This window comes from Rossellomorea sp. NPDC077527, from assembly GCF_044542955.1.
Classification (GTDB): Bacteria; Bacillota; Bacilli; order Bacillales; family Bacillaceae_B; genus Rossellomorea; species Rossellomorea aquimaris_E.
In genome coordinates, this window is record NZ_JBITVL010000012.1 from 1 (window position 1) to 26,931 (window position 26,931).

Here is a 26,931-nt window from a genome sequence, read left to right on the forward strand (position 1 = left end):
CCGATAAAAGTTTGAATAGCTCTTTAAAAATAAATCTAGAATTAACGTTGACGTATTGTCTTGTTTTGTTCAGTTTTCAAGGTTCAATGTGTAAGTGCTTCGTTTGAAGCGACCCTTTAAATATTACATTATTAACTCTTTCAAGTCAATAACTTTTTTAAAAAGTTTTTCGTGTTGTGTGTCGCGTTTTGCGGCAACAGATAATACTATACCACCATCAATACAGGCGTGCAAGAGTTTTATTGATTCTTTTTTATCAATTGATGAATATCCGTCAATCGACACTGTTTTTATTCACTTTACCGTAATGAACAGAACCAGAAAGAGAGTCTTTCTACCTAACAGACACACCATACTATTATCTACCACGCTTCTAATAATGATTCAAAAAAACAGCCGGGGCTATTGCCCCGGCTGTTTTACATATTCTATTAGTCACGGTGACGCATTAATGGGAATAATAATACGTCGCGGATCGATGGAGAGTTCGTTAACAGCATAACCAGTCTATCAATCCCAATCCCCAGCCCACCAGTTGGTGGCATTCCATATTCAAGAGCCTCAATGAAGTCGTTATCCATCATGTGGGCTTCGTCGTTTCCTTCTTCTCTTTCCTTCAGCTGAGCCTCAAAGCGTTCTCTTTGATCGATTGGATCATTAAGCTCTGTGAAGGCATTCGCATGTTCACGTCCAACGATGAATAGTTCAAAGCGGTCAGTAAAACGTGGATCCTCATCATTTTTCTTCGCAAGTGGAGAAATTTCCACTGGATGTCCATAGATGAAGGTTGGCTGGATCAGCTTATCTTCCACTTTTTGCTCGAAGAATTCATTTACGACATGTCCATACTGCATATTATCCTTGATTTCGATACCGTGTTCTTTCGCAAGGGCACGAGCATCTTCGTCGGACATTTCCTGCCAGAAGTCTACACCTGTGTGCTCTTTCACCGCGTCTACCATGTGAAGACGAGTCCACTCGGGTTCAAGATTGATTTCGTAGTCTCCATATTGAACAGTAGTCGATCCGAATACATCTTTCGCGATGTGAGCGACAAGGTTTTCCGTTAGAGCCATGATGTCGCGGTAATCTGCATAAGCTTCATAAAGCTCGATCATCGTGAACTCAGGGTTATGCCTAGTTGAAACACCTTCGTTTCGGAATACCCGTCCGATTTCGTATACTTTTTCAAGTCCACCGACGATTAAACGTTTTAGGTGAAGCTCGATTGCGATACGCATGAATAACGGCATATCAAGAGCGTTATGATGGGTATTGAATGGGCGGGCAGATGCTCCCCCAGCAATGGCGTGCATCATCGGCGTCTCCACTTCCAGGTATCCATTGTTATCCAGGTATCTTCTCATAGATTGGATGATGCGGCTGCGGGCGATAAACGTTTCCTTGCTTTCCTGGCTTGTAATAAGATCCAGGTAACGTTGACGGTAGCGCTGCTCGACATCTTTTAAACCATGGAACTTCTCAGGCAGCGGGCGAAGCGCTTTTGTCAGAAGTTGAAATTCTTTCGCTTTGACTGATAATTCGCCAACCTTCGTTTTAAATACCGTACCTGTGATCCCTACGATATCACCAAGGTCTGCTGTATTGAATACTTCATATGCCTCTTCACCGATGGCATCTTTACGGACATAGATCTGAACTTGTCCAGCGAGGTCCTGTAAGTGGGCGAATCCCGCTTTTCCTTTTCCACGTTTCGTCATGATACGGCCCGCGATGGTGACAGTAATATCTTTTTCTTCTAACTCTTCTTTAGAAAATTCATCATATTGAGCTTTGATCTCGGATGAACTGTGTGTGCGATCATAGCGTTTACCGAATGGATCCTGTCCTTTTTCACGGATGGCTTCCATTTTTTCACGCCTGACTCGAAGCTGGTCATTGATTTCTTCGTGACTCATCTGTTTCACTCCTATTCTATCTGCTTGCTTTACTAGACTATACGATTATATACCATACTATTTTACACAATATCTATATTTGTAACACCCCTAAAGTAAGAGTAATTTCATAAACATACTCCGGCGTGTAGAAATACTATTGAAAAAAATCTAAAAAGGCCGTTCCAACTCGGTGACAGGGTCACGCTTTGGTTCCAGCCTTTTTTAGAATAACATAAAAAGAAATACAAGTGAATCAACCGACATTACTCACTATGTTCCTTATCTTCATGCGGGATCAAGTCATGCAGCGGGATATTCAGCACCTCTGCTACGTTCGCTAAGAATTCTTCTTTCGGTATCCGACTCCCTCTTTCCACTTCTCCAAGGACAGAAACGGAGATGGAAAGTTCCTTGGCCAACCCTTCCTGAGTAAATCCTTTTAGCTTTCTGAATGCACGAATGCGTCTTCCCCATTTATCTGTTTCCATAACCGAACTCCTTCTTTGTCAGGTATTTCGTCCAGAAATTCAACGAACGGGGCATTAAAAGACGGGTGCTCAATGCGCGGAGCAACCTCTAATAACGGTATTAACACAAAAGCTCTTTCTTGCATCCTTGGATGAGGGATGAGGAGATTCTCCGATTCAATCGTTTCATGATTAAAGAGTAAGATGTCGAGGTCTATGATTCTCGGACCCCACTTGAACTCTCTTTCTCTCCCAAGGTCGATTTCCACCTGCAAGCATTGGTGTAGTAGAGTTTCTGGACTTAATTTGGTGCGAATTTCGATGACCATATTCAAAAATTCATCTTGTTCTGTATATCCTACCGGATCTGTTTCATACATGGAGGACCGTTTCGTTACCTCTATCTTACCATGACTGCCTAAGATGTTTATGGCTTTTTCTAAATAACCCGCCCTGTCTCCCATATTGGAACCAAGGGAAATGTATGCAGTATTCATCCTATCGACTCCTATTAATCTCCACCGCCACCGATTGATAATGTCCGGGGATAGGTGGATCAGGTTTGATTAGTGTGATTTTACAGCTCTTTACGATGTGAAAAGTACTTAAGATTCTGGAAGAGATCTCTTCAGCCAATGCCTCTACTAAATTCTTAGGCTCTCCCTCGACCACTGATTTGGCGATGGAATAAACCTCCGCATAGTTTACGGAGTCTTCTAACTGATCACTTCGGCCGGATTTCTGTAAATCTACATGCAACTCTACACTGACCCGAAAACGCTGCCCAAGTTTGTTTTCTTCTTGAAATACACCATGATAGCCGTAAAACTCCATCTCGTTCAATAGAATCTTATCCATACATCTTCTCCTTCCCAATGAGAGCGTCCATCATCTTCGCCATCCGGGCCATTTCCTTCACATCATGAACCCGAACGATGTGACAACCCTTTTGAATGCCGTAGCATACTGTAGCTCCTGTCCCTTCCATCCGCTCCTCTACAGGAAGGTCCAGTACTTGTCCGATCATTGACTTTCGTGATGTCCCGAGAAGCACCGGATATCCAAGGGAGACGAGGATATCCAAATGCCTCATCATATCTATGTTCAATTGTACCGTTTTGGCAAAACCAATACCAGGATCCAGGATGATTTGTTCGTCTTTTACCCCGGCTTGTTTCACCAAGAAGATGCTTTCCTGCAGATCCTGGATCGCATCCCGGATGAAGTGGCTGTATTCTTTATTGCCCCTGTTGTGCATAAGAATAATGGGGGCACCCGTTTCCGCTGCCACCTGTGCCATTTCAGGATCTTTCTTCGCACCCCATACATCATTTATGATACTCGCTCCTGCTTCCAGGGCTTTTCTTGCCGTCTTAGCTTTATATGTGTCGATGGAAATCGGTACGTTCACTTCACGGGAAATCGCCTCTATAATCGGCACAACCCGTGAAATTTCTTCTTCAGCCTCAACGACCTGGTGTCCCGGCCGGGTAGATTCTCCACCGATATCAATGATGTCTGCACCCATGGCCACCATTTCTTTCGCACGTTCCACTGCCACGTTTAATTCATTGAAAGATCCGCCATCCGAAAACGAATCAGGAGTGATATTTAGTATTCCCATGATGAGGGTCTTCTCTGTAAAATCAAGTTCGTATTTTCCGCACTTCACTGCGTCATCCCCCTAATTGTAATTCTTCGATAGAATTCAAGTGTCGTTTATATTTCGAGTATTGTTCATAGAGCAGCCTTACCATCTTTCCCTTCCGACCGGGAAAATGTATGGAACCAATGGTCCTTACCGGGATGATCTCCTGTACGGAATTCGTGAAAAAAACCTCATCCGCTTCAAGTAATTCCTCTTTACCAAACAGACCCTCCCGAACAGACATATCCAATTGATAGGTAAGGGCGAGGATGAACCGGCGGGTAATCCCGTTTAAGAGACCGGTATCCACCGATGGAGTGAATAACTCTCCGTTCTTTACCCAGAAGAGGTTAGAAGTGATCCCTTCACACAGGTGTCCTTCTTTTGTCAGAAAGATACCTTCTTGATTGAGTGATGGGCCGATCTCCCTTTTCGCCGCCATATTGTTCAGATAATGGTGAGATTTGAGGCGTTCCCCCGTTTCCGGAGTGTTTCTCCTTAGGTTTAGAAATACCCCTTCTTTTTCTCTCAACGGTTCTGTAGGGGGCAATTCCTTTTGAAACAAGATAACGGTCGGGTTCTCATACGGGGTCGTTTTCAACCCGATATCCCCCGCACCACCGGACACATTGAATCGGCAATACGCATCATTTAGTTCGTTTTTCTCCAGAAGCTCAGAAATGGACCGTCTGATCTTTTCCTCATCCAGATCAGCCGCTATATTCAATTCGTTTAACCCCTGTGATAATCTGTTCAGATGATCTTTAAACAAAAAGGGATGACCATCATATGTGCGAAAGGTTTCAAACACTCCCATTCCGTACAAGTACCCATGATCAAATGGGGAAATGGCTGCTTCTCTACTATGAACAACGTCTCCGTTCAGATATAGATACATCTATCATGCCATCCCGACTTTTTTATAGGACTGCAAGAAGTTAAGAAGCAATTGCTTCCCCTGTTCTGTCATGATGGATTCAGGATGGAATTGCACTCCCTCAACCGGCAGATGTTTATGTCGGATCGCCATGATTTCCCCTTCTGGTGTTTCGGCTGAAATTTCAAAGCATTCCGGAAGGGTCTCCCGTTTCACGATCAGGGAATGATACCTTGTCGCATTGAAAGGATTGGACAACCCGGCAAAAAGCGTTTTCCCATCATGGGTAATCGGAGAAACCTTTCCGTGCATCAACCGTTCAGCACGAACGACGTCTCCTCCAAACACTTGGGCAATCGACTGATGACCGAGACACACGCCGAAGATCGGGATCTTCCCGGCAAAGGTTCGAATCGCCTCCAGACTTACACCGGCTTCATTCGGACTGCATGGCCCGGGAGAAATCATCAGATAATCCGGTGACAAAGCTTCAATTTCACCCAGGGTGACCTCGTCGTTTCGTTTCACTATTAATTCTTCCCCGAGCTCTCCTAAAAACTGCACAAGATTATACGTGAATGAATCGTAGTTATCTATCATGAGGATCATAGATTTTCTCCTTCCGCCATTGCCTTCGCTACCCATAGGGCTTTCGCTTTCTTTAATGACTCTTTATATTCGTAAGCCGGATTGGAATCGATCACCACTCCCGCTCCCGCTTGAATATGACCTTTTCCTTCTTTCACAAGCATCGTCCTGATCACGATGTTCAGTTCCATATCGCCATTCACACCGATCCAGCCAATGGATCCCGTGTAAATACCCCGTCTGACCGGTTCGAGCTCTTCAATGACTTCCATCGTCCTCACTTTGGGCGCACCCGTAATCGTTCCACCCGGGAAAACAGACCGGATCAAGTCAGCTCCCGATTTGGTTTCTTCCAACGTCCCTCTTACATTGGACACGATGTGCATGACATGGGAATATTTCTCGATTACCATGAACTCATTCACTTCCACCGTCCCGTATCGGCACACTCTTCCAAGATCATTTCGTTCCAGGTCCACAAGCATCACATGCTCGGCTCTTTCTTTTTCATTATTGATCAGTTCAAGGGCAAGTTTCTCATCTTCTGCGGCATCCTTACCACGGGAACGTGTACCAGCAATCGGTCTTGTGCTTACTTCCGTCCCTTTTTTCTTCACCAACAGCTCAGGTGAACCTGAGACAACTTGGAAGTCAGGGCTGTGAATATAGCTCATATAAGGTGACGGGTTTAATTCCCGGAGCTTTTTATAAACCGTGTATGGCTCTCTGCGCAACTGCTGAGACTGCCTGACAGATAAGTTCACCTGAAAGACATCCCCCTGTGAAATATACGATTGAATCTTCTTCACTGCCTTTGAAAATTCTGCTTCATCCATCGATACTTCTATATCTGTCGAACCAGAATAAACAGGGTTTCTATCGACCTCGGCCACCGATGAAGATGCATTATTCCAAGAAGCTGTCCAACGGGAAAGCTTTACTTCAGCCATATCCGGTCCTTCATCAGATAAAATCATCGTCCACAGGCAATTCTCCTGATGGTCGAATACGGCCCACTCCTTCAAGTAGTAGAAATAGAGGTCGGGAATCTCAAGATCATCCCTTCCAAGTGAAGGAAGTTTCTCAATCTTTCTTGCGTAATCATAACTGATAAATCCGATCACTCCGCCCTGAAAATCAGGCAGGTCGTCTCTTCTTTCTGTTTGAAGGGGGTTCATCCATTTCTCCAACTGAATAAGCGGATCTCCACTTACCGTTTCTTCCCCTTCAGCATTCTGTATTCTCAATCCTTCCGGAACACTTTGTAAAATGACGTCAGGTTGAAGTCCAGCCACACTATATCGTCCACCACGTCCACTTTCTAACAAAACATGATGCGTCTGATGTTGACTAAGCTGTTCGTACGCTGCGAAAAAATGTTCTTTAGTTGATTGGTTTTTATGAAAATATAGGTGCTGCACTGACCCCTCACACTCCTAATCTTTATCTTCTTTCATGATACATGAACTTCGAAAAGGTTTCATCGTTTAAAAATTGTAAGTAGGATTTGCTGAGCAGGTTTTCATGCATAAAAAAAGACCCTGAAGCAACATTTCACTTCAGGATCAGGTATAGATGATTATTCTTCATCAAATTGATAAAGAGGAGTGCTTAAATAGCGTTCCCCGTTACTCGGGATGACGGCGAGAACTTTTTTCCCTTTCCCTAACTTCTTCGCTACTTCAAGGGCTGCATAGATGGCTGCACCGGAAGAAATTCCGCCAAGGATCCCTTCTTCCTTTGCCGCTCTTCTGGCATAGTCGAAAGCGGAATCTTTATCCACCTGTATGATATGGTCATATACATCTGTATCTAAAATATCAGGGATGAATCCGGCACCGATTCCCTGAATTTTATGCGGACCGGGCTTTCCTCCTGATAGTACAGGGGAATCCGATGGCTCAACGGCATACAATTCAACAGATGGATAATGCTTTTTCAGCACTTCTCCCACTCCGGTGATTGTCCCGCCTGTACCGATTCCTGCAACGAAAGCATCCAATTGATCGCCCATTTGTTCAACGATTTCAGGTCCAGTCGTTTCTCGGTGGACTTTCGGATTGGCGGCATTTTTAAATTGCTGCGGCATGAAGTAGCCTTTTTCTTTCGCCAATTCTTCCGCTTTGCGAATGGCTCCTCCCATTCCTTCTGCACCTGGCGTTAATACTAGTTCGGCACCGTATGCACGCAACAGGTTCCGCCGCTCCATACTCATCGTGTCCGGCATGACAAGCAAAGAACGGTACCCTTTAGCGGCAGCGACCATGGCAAGGCCGATACCCGTGTTGCCACTCGTCGGTTCCACAATCGTATCTCCAGGTTTAATCGTCCCAGCTGCTTCCCCTGCCTCGATCATCGCCAGGGCGATACGATCTTTTACAGAGCTGCCCGGGTTCATATATTCTAGTTTCAAATATACATCTGCACTGGATTCATCCACTAATCGATTTAATTTCACCACTGGAGTCTGACCTATTAATTCTGAAATTGAATTGGCTATTCTCACCGTCCATCACTCCTAATTCCAAGTAAATTTGTTGGTTTTAATAAAATGTAACAATATTCAATCAACTTGTCAACGATATTGCACTCTTTATCGGTATACTCTAAAGACGAAGATAATCGTTAATGATCCCTATACTTAACACTCACCTATATTTATATGCACTCTACACTTATCCTATGTTTCGTTGAAAAAGGTCTGACTATGTAAAAAAAAGAGCCGACAGAAAGTCAGCTCTCCTCCTTTACTCCTGCTTACCGTAAAACCATTCCACCTTCAACTCATCCCAGAAGGATTCCGGCTTAAGAGGTGTCTCGATCTGATCCAAAGCAATCTGCCTGCGGATTTGTGATTTGACGTCTTTGAAAGAAAAATGTCTTTCCTTCAGGATATCGTCTACATAATAAATAACATACTCTGAATCCTGTTGAACCGGTGGAGTCCATTCACCTTGTGACAAACGTTCCACCTCTGCTTTTGCATCCCCGGATAGAATATCGCCATCCAACGGGACATACCCAATGTCCCCTCCGAGGTGTGCACTTTGCTCATCGGTTGAACGTTCCATGGCCAACGCTTCAAAGTTCGAACCGGCTTCAAGTTCCTTCAGTACTTGCTCTGCTTCTGTACGATCAGCTACCTTCAGCTGCTTCAGCTTGTACATCTTAGAAATGGAATACTGGTCCTCGTTCTGAGTATAGAATTTTTTCAGCTCTTTCTCCGGCACCTGGACATCCTTTGTAATGAGCTCCTCTAGCAATAGCTCAGATTTAATCTGCTCTTTGAGAGTGTCTTCATCTTCATTGTTTTCTTCATCATATGCATTATAAACCGATTGGATAAGGTAGTATTCCTGTTCAACTTCTTTATTCGACACGGAAATATCGTATTTCTTCGCTAATTGATCGACCACTTTTTGATTGATCAAAGCCCTTAGCTCTTCCTTCCCATGTTGCTGCTCAAGTGAATACAACCAATCCTCCCTGGTCACGGATTCCCCGCCAACCGATGCCACGACTTCAGGGGTACCGACTTTACCCGAGGACCAGTTCCACACAAGTGTAATCAGATTTGTGACAAGCAGTACCCCGATGATACCCATGAGTACAGACCGTTTTATTCTCATTTCTCCCATTCTCCCCGGATGTGATTTATTGCTCAGCGCTGGATTTCAGCTCTTCTAGCTCCTCTTTCGAAAACACATACACTTCATTACAGAAGTGACAGCTTGTTTCCGCACTTCCATCTTCATCGATCATGTCTTGAATTTCCTGTACACCCAAGCTGATGATGGCATTGGAAAAACGCTCTTTATTGCATTGACACTTGAATTCTACCGGCATTGTTTCCAGTACTTTGACTTCCCCTTCACCAAGGACTTCTTCCAATACCTCTTCAGGGGTAAGTCCTTTTTCAATCAATTTCGAGATTGGTGGAATCTTGGCCAATCGTTCCTCGATTTTCGTAATCGTTTCATCATCCGTACCGGGCATAAGCTGCAGGATGAATCCGCCTGCTGCAAGGATTGTATTGTCCGGGTTCACCAATACACCCACCCCTACAGAAGATGGCACTTGTTCTGAAGTGACGAAATAATACGTAAAATCTTCTCCAAGTTCTCCAGAAACAATCGGAACCTGGCCGGAGAAATGGTCTCTCATCCCAATGTCTTTTACAATCGATAACGTTCCCGTTGTACCGACCGCACGTCGTACATCAAGCTTTCCGTGTTCGTTCAGATCAAAATGGACATGAGGGTTTGATACGTATCCTCTGACTTCCCCTTTTGCATTACTATCAACCAGAATGGCTCCGATCGGACCGCCACCCTCGACTTTGACCGTTATTTTATTATCACCTTTCAGCATAGCCCCCATCATTACTCCAGCACTGATGCTTCGGCCCAGTGCTGCTGATGCCGTCGGCCATGTATCATGTCTTCTTTGTGCTTCTCCTACTGTATCCGTGCTTTTCACTGCATACGCACGTACCTGCCCATTATAGGCTAACGCTTTTACTAAATAGTCGCTCATGTTGAAGCTCCTTTCACTTTAGTTCATATTTCTCTTATAGATTAATTTTAAGCCCTTCAACGTCAGGAAAGGATCTACCACGTCAATGCTATTGGATTCTTTCGATATCAGTGTCGCTAATCCTCCCGTTGCAATGACTGTTGGCTCCTCCTTACTTTGTGCTTTCATTCTTTGAACGATACCCTCGACTTGTCCGACATACCCATATAGGATACCTGCCTGCATAGCCGTAACGGTATTCTTTCCGATGATTTGCTCAGGACGAGCGATTTCAATCCTTGGCAGTTTGGCAGCCTTAGAGTAAAGGGCTTCTGTTGATATGCCTATCCCCGGGGCGATCGCTCCACCCATATATTGTCGTTCTTCATTGATATAGCAATACGTCGTCGCTGTTCCGAAGTCAACGATAATGAGAGGACCACCGTATTCGTGAATACCAGCGACAGCATTGACGATCCGGTCCGCTCCGACTTCCCTTGGATTTTCATACTTAATATTCAAGCCTGTCTTGATCCCAGGACCAACGACAAGGGGAGTGATATGAAAGTACTTCTCACACATGCGTTCCAAACTAAACATGATTGGAGGGACTACAGAAGAAATGATAATTCCGTCAATCTCCTCAAACGTCAGATGAACATGCTCAAACAGATTTTTGACAAGCATCCCAAATTCATCTTCCGTTTTATGTCGATTCGTCTCAGCTCTCCAATGATATTTTAAATGGTCATTTTCATACACACCAAACACAATATTGGTATTCCCTACATCCATTACAAAAATCAATATCCTCACCTACTAAACCAATTGTTTTCACACTGCCAACATCATACCATAATTTATTTAGAATAGGTACAAAAGCGCAAGGGCTTTGATAGAGGCGACAAGCATAAGGCGAACCTGCCGGAAAGGCGGTTTTTGCCTTTTTGGCAGGTTTGACTTATGACCTCGAGCCTCTAAGCCCTGGAGCTGGATGAAACAAAAGCGGAACCGGCTTGGTCAGATCCGACAAGCATAAGATGAATGGGCCGGGAAGGCGTTCTTTGCCTTCTTGGACCATTTAGCTTATGACCTCGAGGATCTAGCCGGTGGAGCTGGATGAATACAAAAGCGAAGGCGGTTTGGTCAGACCCGACAAGCATAAGGCGACTTCACCGGAAAGGCGCTTTTGGCCTTTTTGGTGAAGTTGACTTATGACCTCGAGGGGCTAACCGCCGTAGCTGGATGGTACAAAAGCGCAAGGGCTTTGAAAGAGGCGACAAGCATAAGATGAACATGACTAAAAGGCGTTTTTTTGCCTTTTGGACATGTTTAGCTTATGACCTCGAGCCTCTAAGCCCTGGAGCTGGATGAGGACACCCGTTCCACTTCCACAAAACCAACAACCAAACTCTTCCCAAAAATAAAAAGGATGCACCCACAAGTGGGTGCATCCTTCACGATCACGTACGATCAGAATCAGAATCGTCTTCCTTTGAAGCCGTGTCTTCTTCGATCACGTTTTCTTCATTTTTCTTTTGGATATTCACTTTTACATCACTGTTATCCTGATCGGATTCATATGTGCGTTCAGGCAGTTTACCGTGATCCATTAAATGCTTGATTTGTGCGGCATCCAATGTTTCAACATCCAGTAATGTTTTGGCGATGAGTTCAAGCTTGTCGCGGTTCTCAGTAAGAATTCGCTTCGCTCGTTCGTAGCTGTCTTTGATCATACGCTGCATTTCTAAATCAATTTCGTAAGCAATGGCGTCTGAATAGTTTTGTTCACTATTGATGTCGCGTCCAAGGAATACTTGACCACCTTGGGATTGACCGAACTGAAGTGGTCCAAGCTTATCACTCATACCATACTCAGTGACCATCTTACGAGCGATTCCAGTAGCGCGTTGGAAGTCATTGTGAGCACCAGTGGAAACATCTCCGAAGATGATTTCCTCTGCTACACGACCACCGAGTAAACCAGTGATCTTATCAAGAAGCTCAGGCTTCGTCATAAAGTAACGATCTTCTTTTGGAAGCATGACAGCATATCCGCCAGCCTGCCCACGAGGAACGATGGTTACCTTATGTACCATATCCGCTTCATCAAGGACTAATCCGATTACGGTGTGACCCGCTTCATGGAATGCCACAATTTTGCGTTCTTTTTCCGAAATGACGCGGCTCTTCTTGGCAGGACCCGCAATGACACGGTCAGTTGCTTCGTCGATATCGCGCATATCGATTTTCTTCTTATCTTCACGTGCCGCCACAAGGGCTGCTTCGTTCAGTAAGTTTTCTAAATCGGCACCTGAGAAACCTGGTGTTCTCATGGCAATCGCTTTTAGATCCACTGAATCATCCAGCGGTTTGTTTTTAGAATGTACACGAAGGACAGCTTCACGACCATTTACATCCGGGCGGTCTACTGTGATTTGACGGTCGAAACGTCCTGGACGCAGTAATGCTGGATCCAGAATGTCAGGTCGGTTCGTTGCAGCGACGATGATGATTCCTTCGTTCGCTCCGAAACCGTCCATTTCAACGAGTAATTGGTTCAGGGTTTGTTCACGCTCATCGTGACCTCCACCTAATCCTGCTCCACGTTGACGACCGACTGCATCAATCTCATCAATGAAGATGATACATGGTGCATTCTTCTTCGCATTTTCAAATAAATCACGTACACGAGATGCACCGACACCGACAAACATTTCAACGAAGTCGGAACCACTGATGGAGAAGAACGGAACTCCTGCTTCTCCGGCTACTGCTCGTGCAAGTAGGGTTTTACCTGTACCTGGAGGTCCCACTAAAAGGACACCCTTCGGAATGCGGGCACCCACTTCAGAGAATTTGCGTGGATCCTTTAAGAATTCCACTACCTCTACAAGTTCTTGCTTTTCTTCATCGGCTCCCGCTACATCTTTAAAGCGGACTTTCTTCTTCTCTTCGCTGTAAAGCTTGGCCTTACTCTTACCGAAGTTCATAACACGGCTGCCGCCGCCTTGAGCTTGGTTAAGTAAGAAGAAGAACAGAATGAAGATGATGACGAACGGAATGATGGTTGTAAAGAAAGATACCCAGCCGCTTGTTTCTTTGGCCTGCAACACTTCAACATCAATGCCTTGCTCTGATGCCGCTGTATTGATCTTATCCATCAACTTTCCATCTGTGGTAAGGACATAAGTCAAGAAGTACTCTCCTTCTTTAGCCCCTTCCATTTGTCCTTTTACTTCATAAACACCTCTGCCAGGCTGAATTGAAAAAGAAGAAACGTCTCCGTCTTCTAGCTTATTAATAAATGTACTGTACTCGATATTTTTGGTTGGCTCGTTGTTGTTGCTGAAATAACTCACCACACCTATGATCACTAAAAAGACTAGTAAATAGAATATGGTGTTTCGAAAGATCCGGTTCATCCCTTACCTCCTCCCACGGGTAAACAAACTAAGTAAAATAGTATCATAGAAAATCATGGCATTACAACAAATTGCACTTGCAAGATTCCTCTTTAGAATATACTTATTCTCCCGTTGTATACACTCTTGGTTTTAAAACACCGATATACGGCAGATTACGATATCTTTCAGCGTAATCAAGGCCGTATCCGACCACGAACTCGTCAGGGACAATGAAGCCTACGTAGTCCGCTTTGATGTCTGCTTTACGGCCGCTTGGCTTGTCAAGCAGAGTGACAATGCTGATGGATTTTGCTTTGCGGTAGCGGAAAAGCTCAACAAGATAGCTTAATGTTAATCCGCTGTCGATGATATCTTCAATGATCAGGATATCCCGACCTTCCACCTTTGTATCTAAATCTTTCACAATCTTTACTTCTCCTGAAGAGACAGTAGAATTACCGTAGCTGGATACGTCCATGAAATCCATTTCCATATGAGTATCCATACGCTTGCAAAGGTCAGCCATGAATGGCATTGCACCTTTTAATACCCCAATTGCCAAAGGAAAACGATCTTGGTATTCCTCTGTTAATTGAGCACCCAGTGCCTTGATCTTTTCTTGAAGTTCTTCTTCTGAAATTAATACTTTCTCAATATCTTGGTTTAACAATGTTCAACTGCCTCCTAGAAGATGATTGCTTATAAATTGTAGTACTAAACGATTCTCTTGCTCTTCTCCCAAATCGTAGATGGACTTCTTCATTCCCGGAACCCAGAGTATATGATCGTCTGCATCGACTACAATTGGCCATCCATCGCGAAGATGCGTGGGAAGCTTATGGTCGATAAAGAGGGTTTTGAGCTTCTTGGAGCCTTCCATCCCCTTTACTTTCATTCGATCACCGATTCTCCTCGAACGCACATATAGCGGAAGGGTTACCTGACTCGGATCAAGATAGATCGTGTCGCCGACCAGGTCCTGAGCAGGCGGGGAAGAATGGAGAAGGAACTGATATCCGCCTTGAATATCGAGCCTGTCGTTAGCCGGAAGTTCATAACAATATGGAACCTCGGTCAAGGCTAATTCCCCAAAGTGAAAATAGCATGTATGATACGCACGCGTTACCTTTAGCCCTTCTGGTAAATCTATGCTGGCATTCGGCGTTTTTCCTTTTAAAATACCCAATACATCGTAAATATGTATAGACGATAAGGAAGATGGTCTTCGTTTGTAAAGATAGTTTAATATTAGATTAATCCCTCTCCTTTGTAAAGGCTGAGCCATTGCGAGAAAACCATCGATATGTAAAGACGAGTAAACACCGGTGTTATTCCATACTTTATTCAACTTTTTCTTCGTTAATTCCTCTAAATATGCCTCATCTTCTGCCAATTCTTCACTGAATCGCTGGAATTGAAGATGCACATGGGGGTTTTCTTGTTTTAAGAATGGAAGTACCCGATTTCGAAACCGGTTCCTCGTATAATCTTCCTTCTGATTGCTTGGATCTCTTCTCGGGTTCAGGTCATGTCTTTCACAATAGTTCTCGATGTCCATCTTGGTCACAGAGAGGAACGGCCGGATGATTTCACCGTCAGCAAATGAACGCTTTAATGGAATTCCGGACCTGGATGCACCTGACGCACCCCTTGTCATTTTCATCATGATAGTTTCAACCTGATCATCGCCATGGTGACCGAGAGCAAGCTTAGAAGCAGACAGCTCTTTCATGATCCCCTTTAAGAATTCATAACGGATCTGACGTGCTGTGTCTTGCGTGCTTCCTTTTGTACGCTCGATTTCCAGTGCGACATCCACTCTTTCTCCATAAAAAGGGATGTTCCGGTGATGGCAGAACTCCTGGACGAATAGAAGCTCCTGATAGGACTCATCCCCTCTGAACATATGATCAAGATGAGCCGCAGCCACCTCTACTCCAAATTCAGCTTTATTCGAGTCAAGAAAATGGAGAAGCGCTAAGGAATCGGGACCACCTGACACTGCCACAACAATGCGGTCTCCCTTTAGAATGAGCTGATGATCTTGAATGAATCGTTTAGTCGTTTGCTCTAACATTGTCTTCCTCTTCCTAAAACCATTTTCCTCATTGTATCAATTTCTCAGGCTTCCTTACACTATTACGCTACATCAATTCTCCATAAATATACAAAACGTACAGAAGCGATACGATGATCACGACAAGCAAAGTCTCCAGGAAATGACTGGATTTTTTATTCCGCTGGTTCTGATATCTGCTTGTGTGGGGAGAAGTTGTCTTTGAAGGAGAGCTTCTCGGGACTGACCGTTGTACTTTCGGTTTCGGCTGTTGTACCGATTGAGAACGTGATAGTCCATGTAAGAGACTCTCTCTCATTTCACTTGCTGACTGGTATTTCCCCTCCAAGGCATCCTCTATCGTTCCAGCAAACCTTTTTAATTGATCCTTGGAGTCAATGGCCTGCTTTAGTTGTTTCATATTCCCGTCAGAAGATTTGGTGAAACGTGTTGGGTAAGCAAGATTGATAAGGATCATTCCTACAGAGAAAAGATCATAGGAGGGTTCCGCCCTTCTCGATCCCCCTATCCAATATCCTCTATCAAAAAACTCCGTAAACTCCTTAATGGCACGGCCATTGATAGTGGTGCCCCCAACATCGATGCAGCGTATTCGGTAAGGAGGACCCGTCACAATCAAGTTTTCCGGCTTTAGATCCCCGAACACCCATCCTTCTTTATGAATACGTTCCAGGTCTGAGAGGAGCTGGGCAATGAGTACACCTGTCCAGGAAAACCCTTTGGACTGCACAAATGACAACAGGTCTGTTCCCTGTATATATTCCATCACATAAAAATGGATTTTCTGACCCCTGACCTCCCAATCATCCACATCAAGAAGCTTTGGCCCAAGGGGGGAGCCTTGGACCTTGGAGAAAGATTTTAATACATTGACCTCTGATGTGATCGACATATTGCTGTCACTCATTTTTAATGCCTGATACCCAGATGATCCCTGCACGAGATATACCATGCCATTGGCACCGTACCCTAATTCTTTTACGACAGTGTATATATTCTTATACCACTTTCCTCTAATAACCGTTCCAGGGGGAAAACTAAATGGTTTCTTCGAAGTATTGTTCATCATCGCCACGAGAGAGCAATCCCCTTAATGAACGTTTTTTCTTAAAGTGTGTAATGGCCTCTGAGATGGCCGGCCCTGTTGGAGTGATCCCGCCTGGAGACAGTTTAGAGAAAATACTCGTTAACGTTTCAAGCTTCGGTGTCCAATCCAGCAATTTTTCGACATCTTGTCTTTTCCCGGGAAATACAAAGACAGAAAATTTATTATCCCCCATCCTGGCATTCAAGCTTAATGATAGGTCCAATAAGGCTTCCTTGACTGTCGGAAGCTTGTGTTTCATACTTGCAGACGTATCGACAAGAATCAACACTTCCATATCAACGGATTCACCCAGTTCATCCACAACTTCCATGACCTCTCCACGCTGCTCGGGTGGGAGCTCCTCCATGGATGCGGATTTTCCGAGGATTTGTTTTAACTCCTTATTTACAACCCCCTGCAATGTTTGTGTCATCGCCTTACGCGTGACCATCTGTACGGTTTGAGAAAGTGTTTCCGCATATACAATCTGGCTCACTCCACCCCCCGATAGAGCAATCCCTTCAATTTCCTGCATTCCATTGTCATCTATAACATCATTGTCCATTACGCCGATCACATTGACCGAAATCCCCTGCTCCTTGGCAAGGGCTGCCATCGCAATCGGGTCTTCTCCTTGATTCGAGCAACCATCCGTAATTAAAAGAATTTGACGAAGTGTACCTGGCTTCATCAGACTCCCCTCCTCATTCTAAAGTTGATATCATCTTCGCCGAATAAGGAGGGAATTATACTCTAGTTAACTATTTTTATAGGATATTCTCTACCCTAGGAAATTTTATCTTTTGCTTTTGCTTTGTGCATTGGGATGGAAGACCATTTCGGTATATTATGTTTAATTTTCGAGACTACGATGGTCATATCATCCTCTATGAGACCGGAACTCGACCGGATAACCTCCTCCATTAAAATATCCGCTACTTCCTGTGGATCCTCGGTTTCGAGTTCTTTAATTTTCCTCTTCATCCACAGATCATAATTCTCTACATGTTTGGGTCCCTCGAAGGCACCATCACTCATCATGATGAGAAGATCTCCTGCTTTCAACTGTTCTGACACGACATCGACATCAAAGTCCTGCTGAAGCATCCCCATCGGTAAATTGCTGGCTTCCACCTTGAGGATTTTATCCCCCCTCTTGATGAAGCTTGGGGTCGATCCGATTTTCAAGAACCTAGAAGAAGCGTTCTGCAGGTCGATCATAGCAAGATCTAATGTGGAGAAAATTTCATCATTCGTCCTTAGGGACAGGATCGAGTTGATCGACTTGATCGCAACCTGTTCTTCAATGCCCGATTCCAGTATTTTCTTTAACAGTCTCAATGTCTCATTGCTTTCATAATGAGCTCGTTCACCATTCCCCATCCCGTCACTGATGGCAACGGCATATTTCCCCCTTCCTAATTCAATCATGGAATAACTGTCTCCTGAAACCAAACCTCCTCCTTTTGCCGCATGGGATGCTCCTGTATCGACTACGAATTTTTTAGCAGATTGAAAGGTGACATGACATTGACCATTTGGAAATTGGGCACACTCCTCCTTTTGTACGACGATGTTTTCACCTAAGATATCCGACAGCATCGGTGCAATAAGCTTTTCTCCCTGTCCATGTCCACCGCAATATGGCATGGTGATATCGATATCCACATTTCCTTGCTCAAGATTATAGATTTCAATGTTTTCAATCTCGATTCCGAACTCTCCGATACTCGAGAGGATTTGCTCTTCCTGAAGATGATGATTCTCCCTTTCCCTTTGGATTTCTTTCGCAAAATTCCCCATTACTTCTGATACCCCAAGCAACTGATCAGCCACCAGCTTCCTGCTTTCCTGAACCTGTTTCTTCAATTTCAGATTGGCTTGATAGAAAGTAAGCTCCTGATAAATCGTATCCTTCAACTTCTTCTCCCTCGTACAATGCTTTTCCACTTCCCTTGCCAGTTTCGGAGAAAGCGGGACCCTGCCCTGGTCGTATTCAGTCATCACATCTTTCATGAGATTATAGGTTTTATCAAAATTCCGTGCCCAACACTGGTCTTTCTTAAAGCATGTTTGACATGTCTTCTCCGTGACATTGCTTAAGAAGTAGTCAAACTCTTTATCTTCCTCCTCTTCAAACCGTTCTTCTATTTGTTGAAAGCTGTTCGATAATGCCTGGAACACCGACGAAAACTGTGTGACCCGATGAGCGGTCACATCCCTGACCCGTCGCATGTATCCTTGTTGATCCTGCTGATATTCAGCCGTACCGGGTATATGCCTTGCAATTTTAGACGTCAAGCTTTGCGGAGTTAAAAAGAGGAGTAGTATCGCTACTCCCGATTCATAAAGTGTTTTTGTAAGGACCGTATCCGTATCTCCGTACATTCCCATTAATAGCGTAGCGATTAACAAACCGATTGCCGCTCCAAATTTCTTCCCTTCTTTCATAAGACCGCCCAGAAGACCGGAAAAAGCAAGCAAGCTCATTTGATAAAAGCTTGAAACATTGGCTAAGCTGAAGACAAGACCGGTTACCACCCCTACAGTCGAGCCCACTGTGGCTCCGGCGATAAAGGAGAATAGAAGGACCAGATATCTTGATAGAACATGTTCTACAGATAGATTGTACAAAGACCAGCCGATCGTCCCTGTCATGATGGAGGCCAAGAGAATGATCAAACTGACCACTTCTTCGGTTTTCAGCGATTTTCTTCTACGCTGAACCGTAACGAGAGGTACACTCTGGATAAAGATATAGGTTAAGAGAAACGCAAGACTCGCTTCTATCAGCGCCATCACTCCGTTGTAAATCGTCAAGGCTTGTCCCTGTTGAATGTAATCGAAGCCAAGTTTAGCAGCCATGACGGTAAAGAAGACATAGAAGGCAACAGCCCTCACATTATTCTTATGATATTTCTGAGATAACCGAAAAGCTAATAGGAATATTATTGCACTGCCAAACGTATAACTGATACTAGGAATCGATAAAGTAAGAGCACCTGCGAGCAATCCTATGAGGGCAATCGGTGACTTCTCTCTTCTGATAATATAAACCGAGGCAAAGAACGGCAGGGCAAATGGCGACAAATGCGAAAGGATCAAGGCTCTCCCGAGTAAAAATCCAATCACGAATAAGGCAATCCCCTTTTCTACAAATAACCACTCCAGCTTTGAATAAACGGACCGAATCCCCTTGGACAGTTCCACCCTCGTGTGTTCGATATCCACGTTCTGGACAGGTTCGATGATCGACTGATCGACTTTCCCCATGTATGAAACACTCCTCATTTCTTTTTTTTTCAGTATAAATGGTACGAGCTTAAAACTTTGTCAAAATGAGGGAATGTATACCAAGAATGTTTCGACGACTTTCTATCGTTTCCGTTAAAATATTCTGAATATTCATTTTGTAGAATGTATGGATTTCCTGTTTTTTCTATTCTAATGCTTGTGACATCAGACTTAAGGGAATTTTGACAAAATCTTTACGATCGTATATTGACAAGATAATTCTTTCTAGGTATCATAGATTTTGTGCCAAAAAGGCGCATATCCATATGGCGGTGTAGCTCAGCTGGCTAGAGCGTACGGTTCATACCCGTGAGGTCGGGGGTTCGATCCCCTCCGCCGCTACCATATTGTCCTGGCCCGTTGGTCAAGCGGTTAAGACACCGCCCTTTCACGGCGGTAACACGGGTTCGAATCCCGTACGGGTCATAGAAAAAAAGACTATCTTTGGATAGTCTTTTTTGTTTGGCTATTTTAAGCCTTTTCTGCAGATACCACTTCTTCGATCTGCTCTTGATGATGTTTATCGTGACCGATGAAGTCTTCAAAAAATTCTTCAAGGGTAAAGCTTTGATCTCCAACTTTAAATGCCTGCCTGAAATCATCGTCCGAAAGACCTTTCACATACGTTATCAGTTCATCCCTCGTTTGTACCCCTTCTTCGATCAAGCCTTCCTGATTTGCCACACGATGCGCATATTCTTCAGCCGCACCATTAAATTCCTGAAAGTCCGGAAATGGTATAAGTTCCACCCCTTCTTTCGCATGTGGAAGGATCTCTCTTAAGGAATATTGGTCCCATTTGATGATGTGAGAGACATTGGCTGCGATTGACCATTTCCCTTCCTCCATCGGCTGGATCCATTCTTCTTCACTTATCTGCTTCAACTCATTCAGCCACACCTTAAACGATTCGTGATGATCAATGATCTGTTCTTTTTTCATTCTTACTGCCCCCACTAAATGATTTACTAGTATCTATTCGGTATGGGATGATGAATTTCCTGTTTGGGGCTGAAATCAAAATAAAAAGACTGTTTTGCTTAGCGAGTAGTGGTTGATTTCCGCTACAGGTGCTCGCTTTCCGCGGGGCGTGAGTTGAGCCTCCTCGGGCTAAAGCCCTGTGGGGTCTCAAGATCCAGCTACTGCGGCTAGCCCCTCGAGGTCATAAGCTAAATGAGCCAAGAAGGCAAAAAAACGCCTTCTTAGCCCATTCATCTTATGCTTGTCGGGTCTGAACAAGCCGCCTCCGCTTTTCGTCCTGTCCAGCGTTTCCCGCAGGAGTCGAGCACCTTTCGCTCCAATCAACTTTCAAAGCATAAGTTATTAGCTATTAATAGAAAAATGATAATCATTTTTTAAAACCATTTGAGGTATGCCAATTAAAGCTTTTTATTGGTGAGGGGAACAGCGTTGACTCATATAAAAAACGTGGATGGCGAGATTCCGGAAACGATCTTTTGAAGAGAATAGACCGGACGAACGTGAAAAGCGGAGCAGTTTCCTCCACCTTTCAGTACACACTTACTGACAGAACATCTTGCAAAACATAATCTTTGAAAAAAACATCAACCATTCTACAGTGCCATAAAAAAACAGGCATACTCATCAAAATGAGTATGCCTGTTTTCCGTTCACAACCTGCTATATGGGTTAATAGACAGCAAGTTAACCTTTTTTCGCCCCTCTTCCACCACGACGAGATTCAGTATTTTTCTTTAAAGATGATAAACGATCTTCACTGTCTTTCAAGAAACGTGCCATCTTTTGTTCGAAACTTTCTTTCGTACGTGTGTCGTTCGGTTTGTTATTACTACGCGGGCGTTGAGGACGCTGAGGGCGCTGTGGGCGTTGTGGTTGCTCTTTCGCTTTACGGATGGATAAACCGATCTTTCCATCTTTCTCAACATTAATAACTTTAACCGTTACTTCGTCGCCGACTTTAAGGTGTTCGTTAATATCCTTAACATAGTTGTCTGCAACTTCACTAATGTGAACTAAACCTGTTGAACCTTCCGATAATTCCACGAACGCTCCAAAATTTGTAATACCTGTTACCTTACCCTGTAACTTGCTGCCTACTTCGATTGACATAAAAGAAATGCTCCTCCTTAAAATTATAAAAGATAAACCTTACTATATATTATAGCCAATTAAAAAAAAGAGTGTCAATAAGACTCCTCTTCTTCTTTCTCATTATCTGATTCTGGTATGTTGAAAATAATCTCACCTTCATCTGATAAAAAGTAATCCCGGCGCGCCAGTTTGGCAATATATTCATCATCGTTAAGCTTCACAATCTCTTCTTCGAGTGCTGATTGCTTATCTTTTAGATGTTCCAGCTTCTTTTCCAATTGTGCTTTTTCCGTTTGTTTATCTTCTAAAACCTGGGCTCTGGAAATGAGGGTCGAGATTAAAAATCCACTAATTGCCAACACTAATACAAAGAAAACTGCTAATCGACGGACCAAACGCTTTTTTCTCTTAGAAGAAGATTTATGCATATGCTCCTGATGACGGACATATTCATTTTCCATTGATGTCACGTTCTTTCTCATTCCCAAACCTCCTTTTCAATATGGAGTGACAAAGCCTGACCCTATTCTTTATCTTTGGGTTTCTTTTTGAACTTTTCTGCCACTCTATATACTTTTTTGATGTACACTTTAATATTTCCTGCCATTTTATTATATAACTTCTCGACTCTTTTTGTAAGATTTTTCGGCAATAAATTCCAAATACCCTTTAAAATCCACCCTATTGGTGTGATTACGAGCTTAATCGCCCACTGTACCAATTTCCATATGACCTTTAACAGGAATAATATGACGGATAAGAGCCCTTTTCCTATAGATAATACAATCGTAATAAGAAGCACAATCATCCATTTTATCGGTGAATAAATCAATTTCTTCACCATTCTTACAGCAAAATTATACAAGGCGATAAAAAACTGTATCAGCCGCTCCAGAAAGCCCAGGTAATGCTGTTTGATCAATGCCTGGTATCCCGCAAATCCGCATAGCAACGCAAGGAAAATATAAAAGCGGATCTCTCCGAAATTAACGACGAATAAAATATAAAAAATCGCCAGGGCCTGTAATACCCAAAACATGATGTCATTGATGAATACAAGCCACCGTTTTCTCTCGGAACGATTCAAGAACCGGGAGTATGTGTCAAGTGCCGCACCAAATAATGCTCCCATGCCGATCATGGAAAGCATGGTATAGAACTGGGTCGAGAGGGTCATCGAAACAGCTTGCTAAAGAAGCCTTTAGCCTTCTCCCCATTTTGTTCATCCAGATAAACGAGATCAAACACCTTTCCTTTTATCGAGACGATGCCTTTATCCACGTCCAGATTTTTCATCTGAAGGTTCTGGCCTCTGACAGAGAGGAACCCCATCACCGTTTCCAGAAGGAACTCTTCGTTATCGAAGCTTTCCACCTGTTTCACACCGGTGATGTCCAGAAGCTTGCGGCCCCTCATCATCACGTCGTGTTCCTGAAAGGTCGTTTTATCTTTGTTTCCATCATAATATTGATTCATATCCATCCCTCACATTCCCATAGTACAAGCTTTGTAACTATGTTTATGTGTTCAGGGGAAATTTAGAACCAATTTACAGATCAAAAGCTATGTAACCCTTACTCCGTTTCTTCCTGAATTCTTTCTTCTGAAAGGACGGAATAAAGCCCGCTCGCTTCTTCTTTTTTCGTTGTTTCCAGAAGCCTTTCTATCTTTACCCTCATAATCCTCTGGCCAAACCTTACGCTCAGTTCATCCCCGACTTTCACATTGGAGCTCGCTTTAGCCTGCAGGCCGTTTACGGTGATACGCCCCTGATCGGCAATCTCCTTCGCCAGTGTTCTTCTTTTGATAAGTCTTGACACTTTCAAAAATTTATCTAGTCTCATCGATACCATAGTTCTTCCCCCTTATTCGATATTCATCTTTTTCGCTTCATTCCAAAATTGGTCTAACTCTTCCAATGAAAAATCCTCAAAGCTTTTTCCGGATTTCAGTACCTGTTCTTCTACATAGGAAAAGCGGCGGAAAAACTTCGTGTTCGTCATGGCCAATGCTTCCTCTGGAAAGATCTTATAAAACCTTGCTACGTTGACGAGAGCGAATAACACATCACCAAATTCTTTTTTCATGTGGTTTTCACTACTATTCTCGATTTCGTTTTCAAACTCCTTCAATTCTTCCCATACTTTTTCCCATGCACCTTGAGGATCTGCCCAATCAAAGCCTACTTTCGCGGCCTTTTTCTGGTATTCATATGCCTTCATAAGAGCCGGCATCCCTTTTGCGACGTTTTTAAGCATCGGTTCATGGTCTTGTTGCTTTTCACTTTTCTTGATTTCGTCCCAGTTTGCTTTCACCTGTTCCGTGTTCTCCACTTGGACCGTACCGAACACATGGGGGTGTCTGCGGACCATCTTGGCAGACAAACCTTCCATTACTTCCTCCATGGTGAACATACCTTCATCTTCTCCGATTTGAGCATGAAGCATGATTTGAAGAAGAACATCCCCCATTTCTTCAATCATATGATCAATGTCTTCTTCCTCGATGGCTTCCAAAAGCTCATACGTTTCTTCCAGAAGATATTTTTTGAGGGAATGGTGGGTCTGTTCTTTGTCCCATGGGCAGCCATTCGGTCCCCGTAGCGTCGAAATGATCTCCCTTAATGTGGCATATTGCTTGAAAGAGGCTTCCATTTCTTTCACCGCTGGGACATAAAGACTGGTCAGATTACTCAGATGCGCTACCCGGTCAAGCTCCACCAGTGGAATACGCTCCACCTTTTCTTCCTTACTTCCAGCTGCCGTCACCAGCATGACTTCATAATCATATGGATATAGATCCATCAGAGTGAGCTTCACCTCAGAGGCAATGAAGGCATCATACACCTGTCCGATGATGAGCTGTTGTTTCATATGAATATCATGAAGCTTTAAGCTCGTGCCATCCAGGAGTTGAAATCCATCAATCGGATCCGCTCCGACAGAAGCAAATAAAGCATCAATGAAACTCTGCCCCCCACCTATCTCAACCCGAATCTTCCCTTCATCCTGAAGAGACAGAAGCATCTGGACCGCCTTTTCAGCGACCAATGGGTGACCTGGGACGGCATACACGAGTGAATGTTGTTCTGATGCCGCAACCAGTTCTCGGACAATTTCTTCATATACGAGATCGAACTGATCATGTTTTTCATAAACAGCATCAAAAGAGTGAAATGTCACTCCTTCTGCTGTTAAATCCTTTACAACAGGATGCTGATCTGTCCTCAAATATAGATGTGAACTGCTTTTGATACGTCTGTATACACCCAAAGGAAGCTGTTCTATATCTCCTGCACCTAACCCGACTATCGTTATGGTATTCATGTCAATCTCCTCTCTACCTATTATTCGGATACACTTTCTCCATCAACCAAACCCACTTACTTCCAAAAGGCAAGAAACTGATTTCTTCTCTTGAAAGGACGTTCCCTCTTAAAAAAACGATCAGAAATAGCATGCCCCCGATGCATACTCCACCTAATGAAAAAAAGACAGAGAGCAGACGATCAGGCATTCCTTTGTGTAAAAGTGTATCATACACGTGCAAGATCCCCTGTAATCCAATCGTCATAACGGCTCCACTCATCAACAAGGTTTTATAAAAGGAGAGAGTGAGTATGCGGATGGGAAACAGTTTTCTTAAAGATATCACCATCATGATAGCCATTATACTTAATGAACCTACCGTCGATACGGATGCCCCCATGATTCCCATGAAAGGGATCAGACAGGCATTACCGAGATATTTAATCAAAATGCCTGTTAAAATGCAGAATGCAGGGTAATAAATTTTCCCTATACCTTGAAAAATGCCTGCAAATGTCAGAATGAGACAACTGAAGAAGATCGACAGACAGAATACAGCGATGACCGTTGAACCTAGGGCATTTTCAAATAGCATCGTATTGGTGGGCACCATGATGTTAATGATCCCAAGCGTTGCAGCAAAGCCTATGGTGATGCTGATTTTTAGGGAAAGTTGGATATATTCCCTCACTAAAGCCTCTCTTCTTTTCAGATAGGCATTGGTCACCAATGGAACTATGGTAAGTGAAATGGATGTAGCCACCACCGTTCCGAGTTGGACGAAGGGCTGGCCCCGGTCATAAATCCCTTTCCCCGTTTTCGCAGTTTCTGCTTCCATCCCCGACGATACGAGAAGGGAATATACATTTAAGGAATCAACAAACTGAAGCAGGACTAACAGCATGGCACTGACGCAGATGGCGGTTCCATTCTTGAATAACCTGGACCAAATATGTACAAATCCAACAGGGAGAGACAGATATTTACGCGAAAACAACTTCTCTCTCCTTGCCATCAGAAATGATAAGAGAACCAACAATCCCCCAAGACCACCGGTAATCGACCCGAACAATGCTCCGTTCCCGGTCATATATAAGGAGTATCCTTCAGATACCAGGATCGTCGAAAAGATCAGAATCGTCGCTACCCTGATGGTTTGTTCCGTTACTTGAGATACAGCCGTAGGAACCATATCTTCTTTCCCTTGATAATATCCCCTAATGACAGACAAGGGAGCCAGCAATAGGAACGACAATGAAATGACTTGAAGCAACGGCTTAAGCTTCGGATCCCCCATCCAACCGGCGATCAGGCCGGAACCGAAGTAGACGAGCAGGAACCAGGCCAAACCTACAAGACAGAGGAACAAGAAGGAGGTGACGGCCACATGCTTTGCACCTTCCTCATCCTCTTTCTCTAATTTCTCCGCTACCATCTTTGAGATGATTACAGGGAATCCATAGGTGGATAACGCGATGGCAATCCCGTAAAACGGATACACCTGCTGATATATATAAAATCCGATATCTCCAACAATGTTTTGAAACGGCACCCGATAGACAGCACTTAATATTTTTGTTACCAACGCTGCAATCGTTAATACCATGGCTCCTTTCAAAAATTGATTGGAAGAGTATTTCTTATCCAACCAGTTTTCCTGCCTTTCTGTACCACTTATTCTATGAGAGA

26 protein-coding genes and 2 tRNA genes are annotated in these 26,931 nt (G+C 43.8%); 2 read left to right on the forward strand and 26 right to left on the reverse strand.

The features are described 5' to 3' along the window. Positions 1 to 431: 431 nt before the first annotated feature. From lysS to spoIIE, 18 genes are all read right to left on the reverse strand, one after another. The gene (gene lysS, locus ACIGG7_RS22630) at positions 432 to 1,928 is read right to left on the reverse strand and encodes a lysine--tRNA ligase (RefSeq protein WP_397551096.1); all 1,497 of its coding nucleotides are present in this window, start codon (positions 1,926 to 1,928) and stop codon (positions 432 to 434) included. A gap of 236 nt (positions 1,929 to 2,164) precedes the next feature. Then, positions 2,165 to 2,389, reverse strand: coding sequence for a helix-turn-helix domain-containing protein (locus ACIGG7_RS22635; RefSeq protein ID WP_397551097.1), 225 nt, complete (start codon positions 2,387 to 2,389; stop codon positions 2,165 to 2,167). Further along, positions 2,341 to 2,865 carry a 2-amino-4-hydroxy-6-hydroxymethyldihydropteridine diphosphokinase gene (gene folK, locus ACIGG7_RS22640; RefSeq protein WP_224945520.1) on the reverse strand — a complete coding sequence of 175 codons (525 nt, stop codon included), beginning with the start codon at positions 2,863 to 2,865 and terminating at the stop codon, positions 2,341 to 2,343. Before folK ends, ACIGG7_RS22635 begins: the two co-directional genes overlap by 49 nt. Position 2,866: 1 nt before the next feature. Continuing rightward, positions 2,867 to 3,226 carry a dihydroneopterin aldolase gene (folB, locus tag ACIGG7_RS22645; protein WP_397551098.1) on the reverse strand — a complete coding sequence of 120 codons (360 nt, stop codon included), beginning with the start codon at positions 3,224 to 3,226 and terminating at the stop codon, positions 2,867 to 2,869. Next, positions 3,219 to 3,992, reverse strand: coding sequence for a dihydropteroate synthase (gene folP / locus ACIGG7_RS22650; protein ID WP_224945597.1), 774 nt, complete (start codon positions 3,990 to 3,992; stop codon positions 3,219 to 3,221). Before folP ends, folB begins: the two co-directional genes overlap by 8 nt. 52 nt (positions 3,993 to 4,044) lie before the next feature. Beyond that, positions 4,045 to 4,914, reverse strand: a complete 870-nt coding sequence (pabC, locus tag ACIGG7_RS22655; RefSeq protein WP_397551099.1) for an aminodeoxychorismate lyase — start codon at positions 4,912 to 4,914, stop codon at positions 4,045 to 4,047. Positions 4,915 to 4,917: 3 nt separating this feature from the next. Then, positions 4,918 to 5,502, reverse strand: a complete 585-nt coding sequence (pabA, locus tag ACIGG7_RS22660; protein WP_397551100.1) for an aminodeoxychorismate/anthranilate synthase component II — start codon at positions 5,500 to 5,502, stop codon at positions 4,918 to 4,920. After that, entirely contained in the window at positions 5,499 to 6,902 is a 1,404-nt protein-coding gene (gene pabB / locus ACIGG7_RS22665; RefSeq protein WP_397551101.1) for an aminodeoxychorismate synthase, component I, read from the reverse strand. The genes pabA and pabB overlap by 4 nt, the downstream gene beginning before the upstream one ends. 158 nt (positions 6,903 to 7,060) lie before the next feature. Next, the gene (gene cysK / locus ACIGG7_RS22670) at positions 7,061 to 7,987 is read right to left on the reverse strand and encodes a cysteine synthase A (RefSeq protein WP_397551102.1); all 927 of its coding nucleotides are present in this window, start codon (positions 7,985 to 7,987) and stop codon (positions 7,061 to 7,063) included. 241 nt (positions 7,988 to 8,228) lie between these two features. Then, the gene (locus ACIGG7_RS22675; protein ID WP_397551103.1) at positions 8,229 to 9,110 is read right to left on the reverse strand and encodes a peptidyl-prolyl cis-trans isomerase; all 882 of its coding nucleotides are present in this window, start codon (positions 9,108 to 9,110) and stop codon (positions 8,229 to 8,231) included. Positions 9,111 to 9,135: 25 nt separating this feature from the next. Then, complete coding sequence (gene hslO / locus ACIGG7_RS22680; protein ID WP_397551104.1) at positions 9,136 to 10,017, reverse strand: Hsp33 family molecular chaperone HslO; 882 nt, start codon at positions 10,015 to 10,017, stop codon at positions 9,136 to 9,138. Positions 10,018 to 10,035: 18 nt separating this feature from the next. After that, positions 10,036 to 10,803, reverse strand: coding sequence for a type III pantothenate kinase (locus tag ACIGG7_RS22685; protein ID WP_224945540.1), 768 nt, complete (start codon positions 10,801 to 10,803; stop codon positions 10,036 to 10,038). Between the two features lie 656 nt (positions 10,804 to 11,459). Continuing rightward, entirely contained in the window at positions 11,460 to 13,421 is a 1,962-nt protein-coding gene (gene ftsH, locus ACIGG7_RS22690) for an ATP-dependent zinc metalloprotease FtsH (protein ID WP_224945542.1), read from the reverse strand. A 103-nt stretch (positions 13,422 to 13,524) separates the two neighbouring features. After that, positions 13,525 to 14,073 (reverse strand): hypoxanthine phosphoribosyltransferase, encoded by a 549-nt coding sequence (gene hpt / locus ACIGG7_RS22695; protein ID WP_224945544.1) that lies wholly within the window; start codon positions 14,071 to 14,073, stop codon positions 13,525 to 13,527. Positions 14,074 to 14,076: 3 nt separating this feature from the next. Next, entirely contained in the window at positions 14,077 to 15,480 is a 1,404-nt protein-coding gene (gene tilS, locus ACIGG7_RS22700) for a tRNA lysidine(34) synthetase TilS (RefSeq protein ID WP_224945546.1), read from the reverse strand. A 67-nt stretch (positions 15,481 to 15,547) separates the two neighbouring features. Further along, on the reverse strand, positions 15,548 to 16,549 hold the full coding sequence (locus tag ACIGG7_RS22705) for a protein kinase domain-containing protein (RefSeq protein ID WP_397551117.1): 1,002 nt from the start codon (positions 16,547 to 16,549) through the stop codon (positions 15,548 to 15,550). After that, positions 16,518 to 17,258: a VWA domain-containing protein gene (locus tag ACIGG7_RS22710; protein WP_224945547.1), complete on the reverse strand. Its 741-nt coding sequence runs from the start codon at positions 17,256 to 17,258 to the stop codon at positions 16,518 to 16,520. Before ACIGG7_RS22710 ends, ACIGG7_RS22705 begins: the two co-directional genes overlap by 32 nt. 95 nt (positions 17,259 to 17,353) lie before the next feature. Beyond that, positions 17,354 to 19,840, reverse strand: a complete 2,487-nt coding sequence (gene spoIIE / locus ACIGG7_RS22715) for a stage II sporulation protein E (RefSeq protein WP_224945548.1) — start codon at positions 19,838 to 19,840, stop codon at positions 17,354 to 17,356. 289 nt (positions 19,841 to 20,129) lie between these two features. Here spoIIE and ACIGG7_RS22720 point away from each other — a divergent pair. Next, positions 20,130 to 20,206, forward strand: a tRNA-Met gene (locus tag ACIGG7_RS22720). A 9-nt stretch (positions 20,207 to 20,215) separates the two neighbouring features. Continuing rightward, positions 20,216 to 20,287: transfer RNA gene (locus ACIGG7_RS22725), tRNA-Glu, on the forward strand. 45 nt (positions 20,288 to 20,332) lie between these two features. On the opposite strand, the gene ACIGG7_RS22730 is transcribed toward ACIGG7_RS22725, so the two are convergent. The 8 genes from ACIGG7_RS22730 to ACIGG7_RS22765 form a co-directional block, all read right to left on the reverse strand. Next, on the reverse strand, positions 20,333 to 20,803 hold the full coding sequence (locus ACIGG7_RS22730; protein WP_224945551.1) for a DinB family protein: 471 nt from the start codon (positions 20,801 to 20,803) through the stop codon (positions 20,333 to 20,335). 723 nt (positions 20,804 to 21,526) lie between these two features. After that, positions 21,527 to 21,952 (reverse strand): S1 domain-containing RNA-binding protein, encoded by a 426-nt coding sequence (locus tag ACIGG7_RS22735; RefSeq protein ID WP_224945553.1) that lies wholly within the window; start codon positions 21,950 to 21,952, stop codon positions 21,527 to 21,529. A 74-nt stretch (positions 21,953 to 22,026) separates the two neighbouring features. After that, complete coding sequence (locus ACIGG7_RS22740) at positions 22,027 to 22,416, reverse strand: FtsB family cell division protein (RefSeq protein ID WP_224945554.1); 390 nt, start codon at positions 22,414 to 22,416, stop codon at positions 22,027 to 22,029. Between the two features lie 41 nt (positions 22,417 to 22,457). Continuing rightward, entirely contained in the window at positions 22,458 to 23,111 is a 654-nt protein-coding gene (yabQ, locus tag ACIGG7_RS22745; RefSeq protein WP_397551105.1) for a spore cortex biosynthesis protein YabQ, read from the reverse strand. Next, entirely contained in the window at positions 23,108 to 23,410 is a 303-nt protein-coding gene (gene yabP / locus ACIGG7_RS22750; RefSeq protein ID WP_044340620.1) for a sporulation protein YabP, read from the reverse strand. The genes yabQ and yabP overlap by 4 nt, the downstream gene beginning before the upstream one ends. A 98-nt stretch (positions 23,411 to 23,508) precedes the next feature. Then, a complete protein-coding gene (locus ACIGG7_RS22755; RefSeq protein ID WP_397551118.1) occupies positions 23,509 to 23,778 on the reverse strand; it encodes an RNA-binding S4 domain-containing protein in 270 nt (89 codons plus the stop codon). 21 nt (positions 23,779 to 23,799) lie between these two features. Further along, positions 23,800 to 25,260 (reverse strand): bifunctional methyltransferase/pyrophosphohydrolase YabN, encoded by a 1,461-nt coding sequence (gene yabN / locus ACIGG7_RS22760; protein ID WP_397551106.1) that lies wholly within the window; start codon positions 25,258 to 25,260, stop codon positions 23,800 to 23,802. A 13-nt stretch (positions 25,261 to 25,273) separates the two neighbouring features. Continuing rightward, the gene (locus ACIGG7_RS22765; protein ID WP_397551107.1) at positions 25,274 to 26,890 is read right to left on the reverse strand and encodes a putative polysaccharide biosynthesis protein; all 1,617 of its coding nucleotides are present in this window, start codon (positions 26,888 to 26,890) and stop codon (positions 25,274 to 25,276) included. Between the last annotated feature and the right edge of the window lie 41 nt (positions 26,891 to 26,931).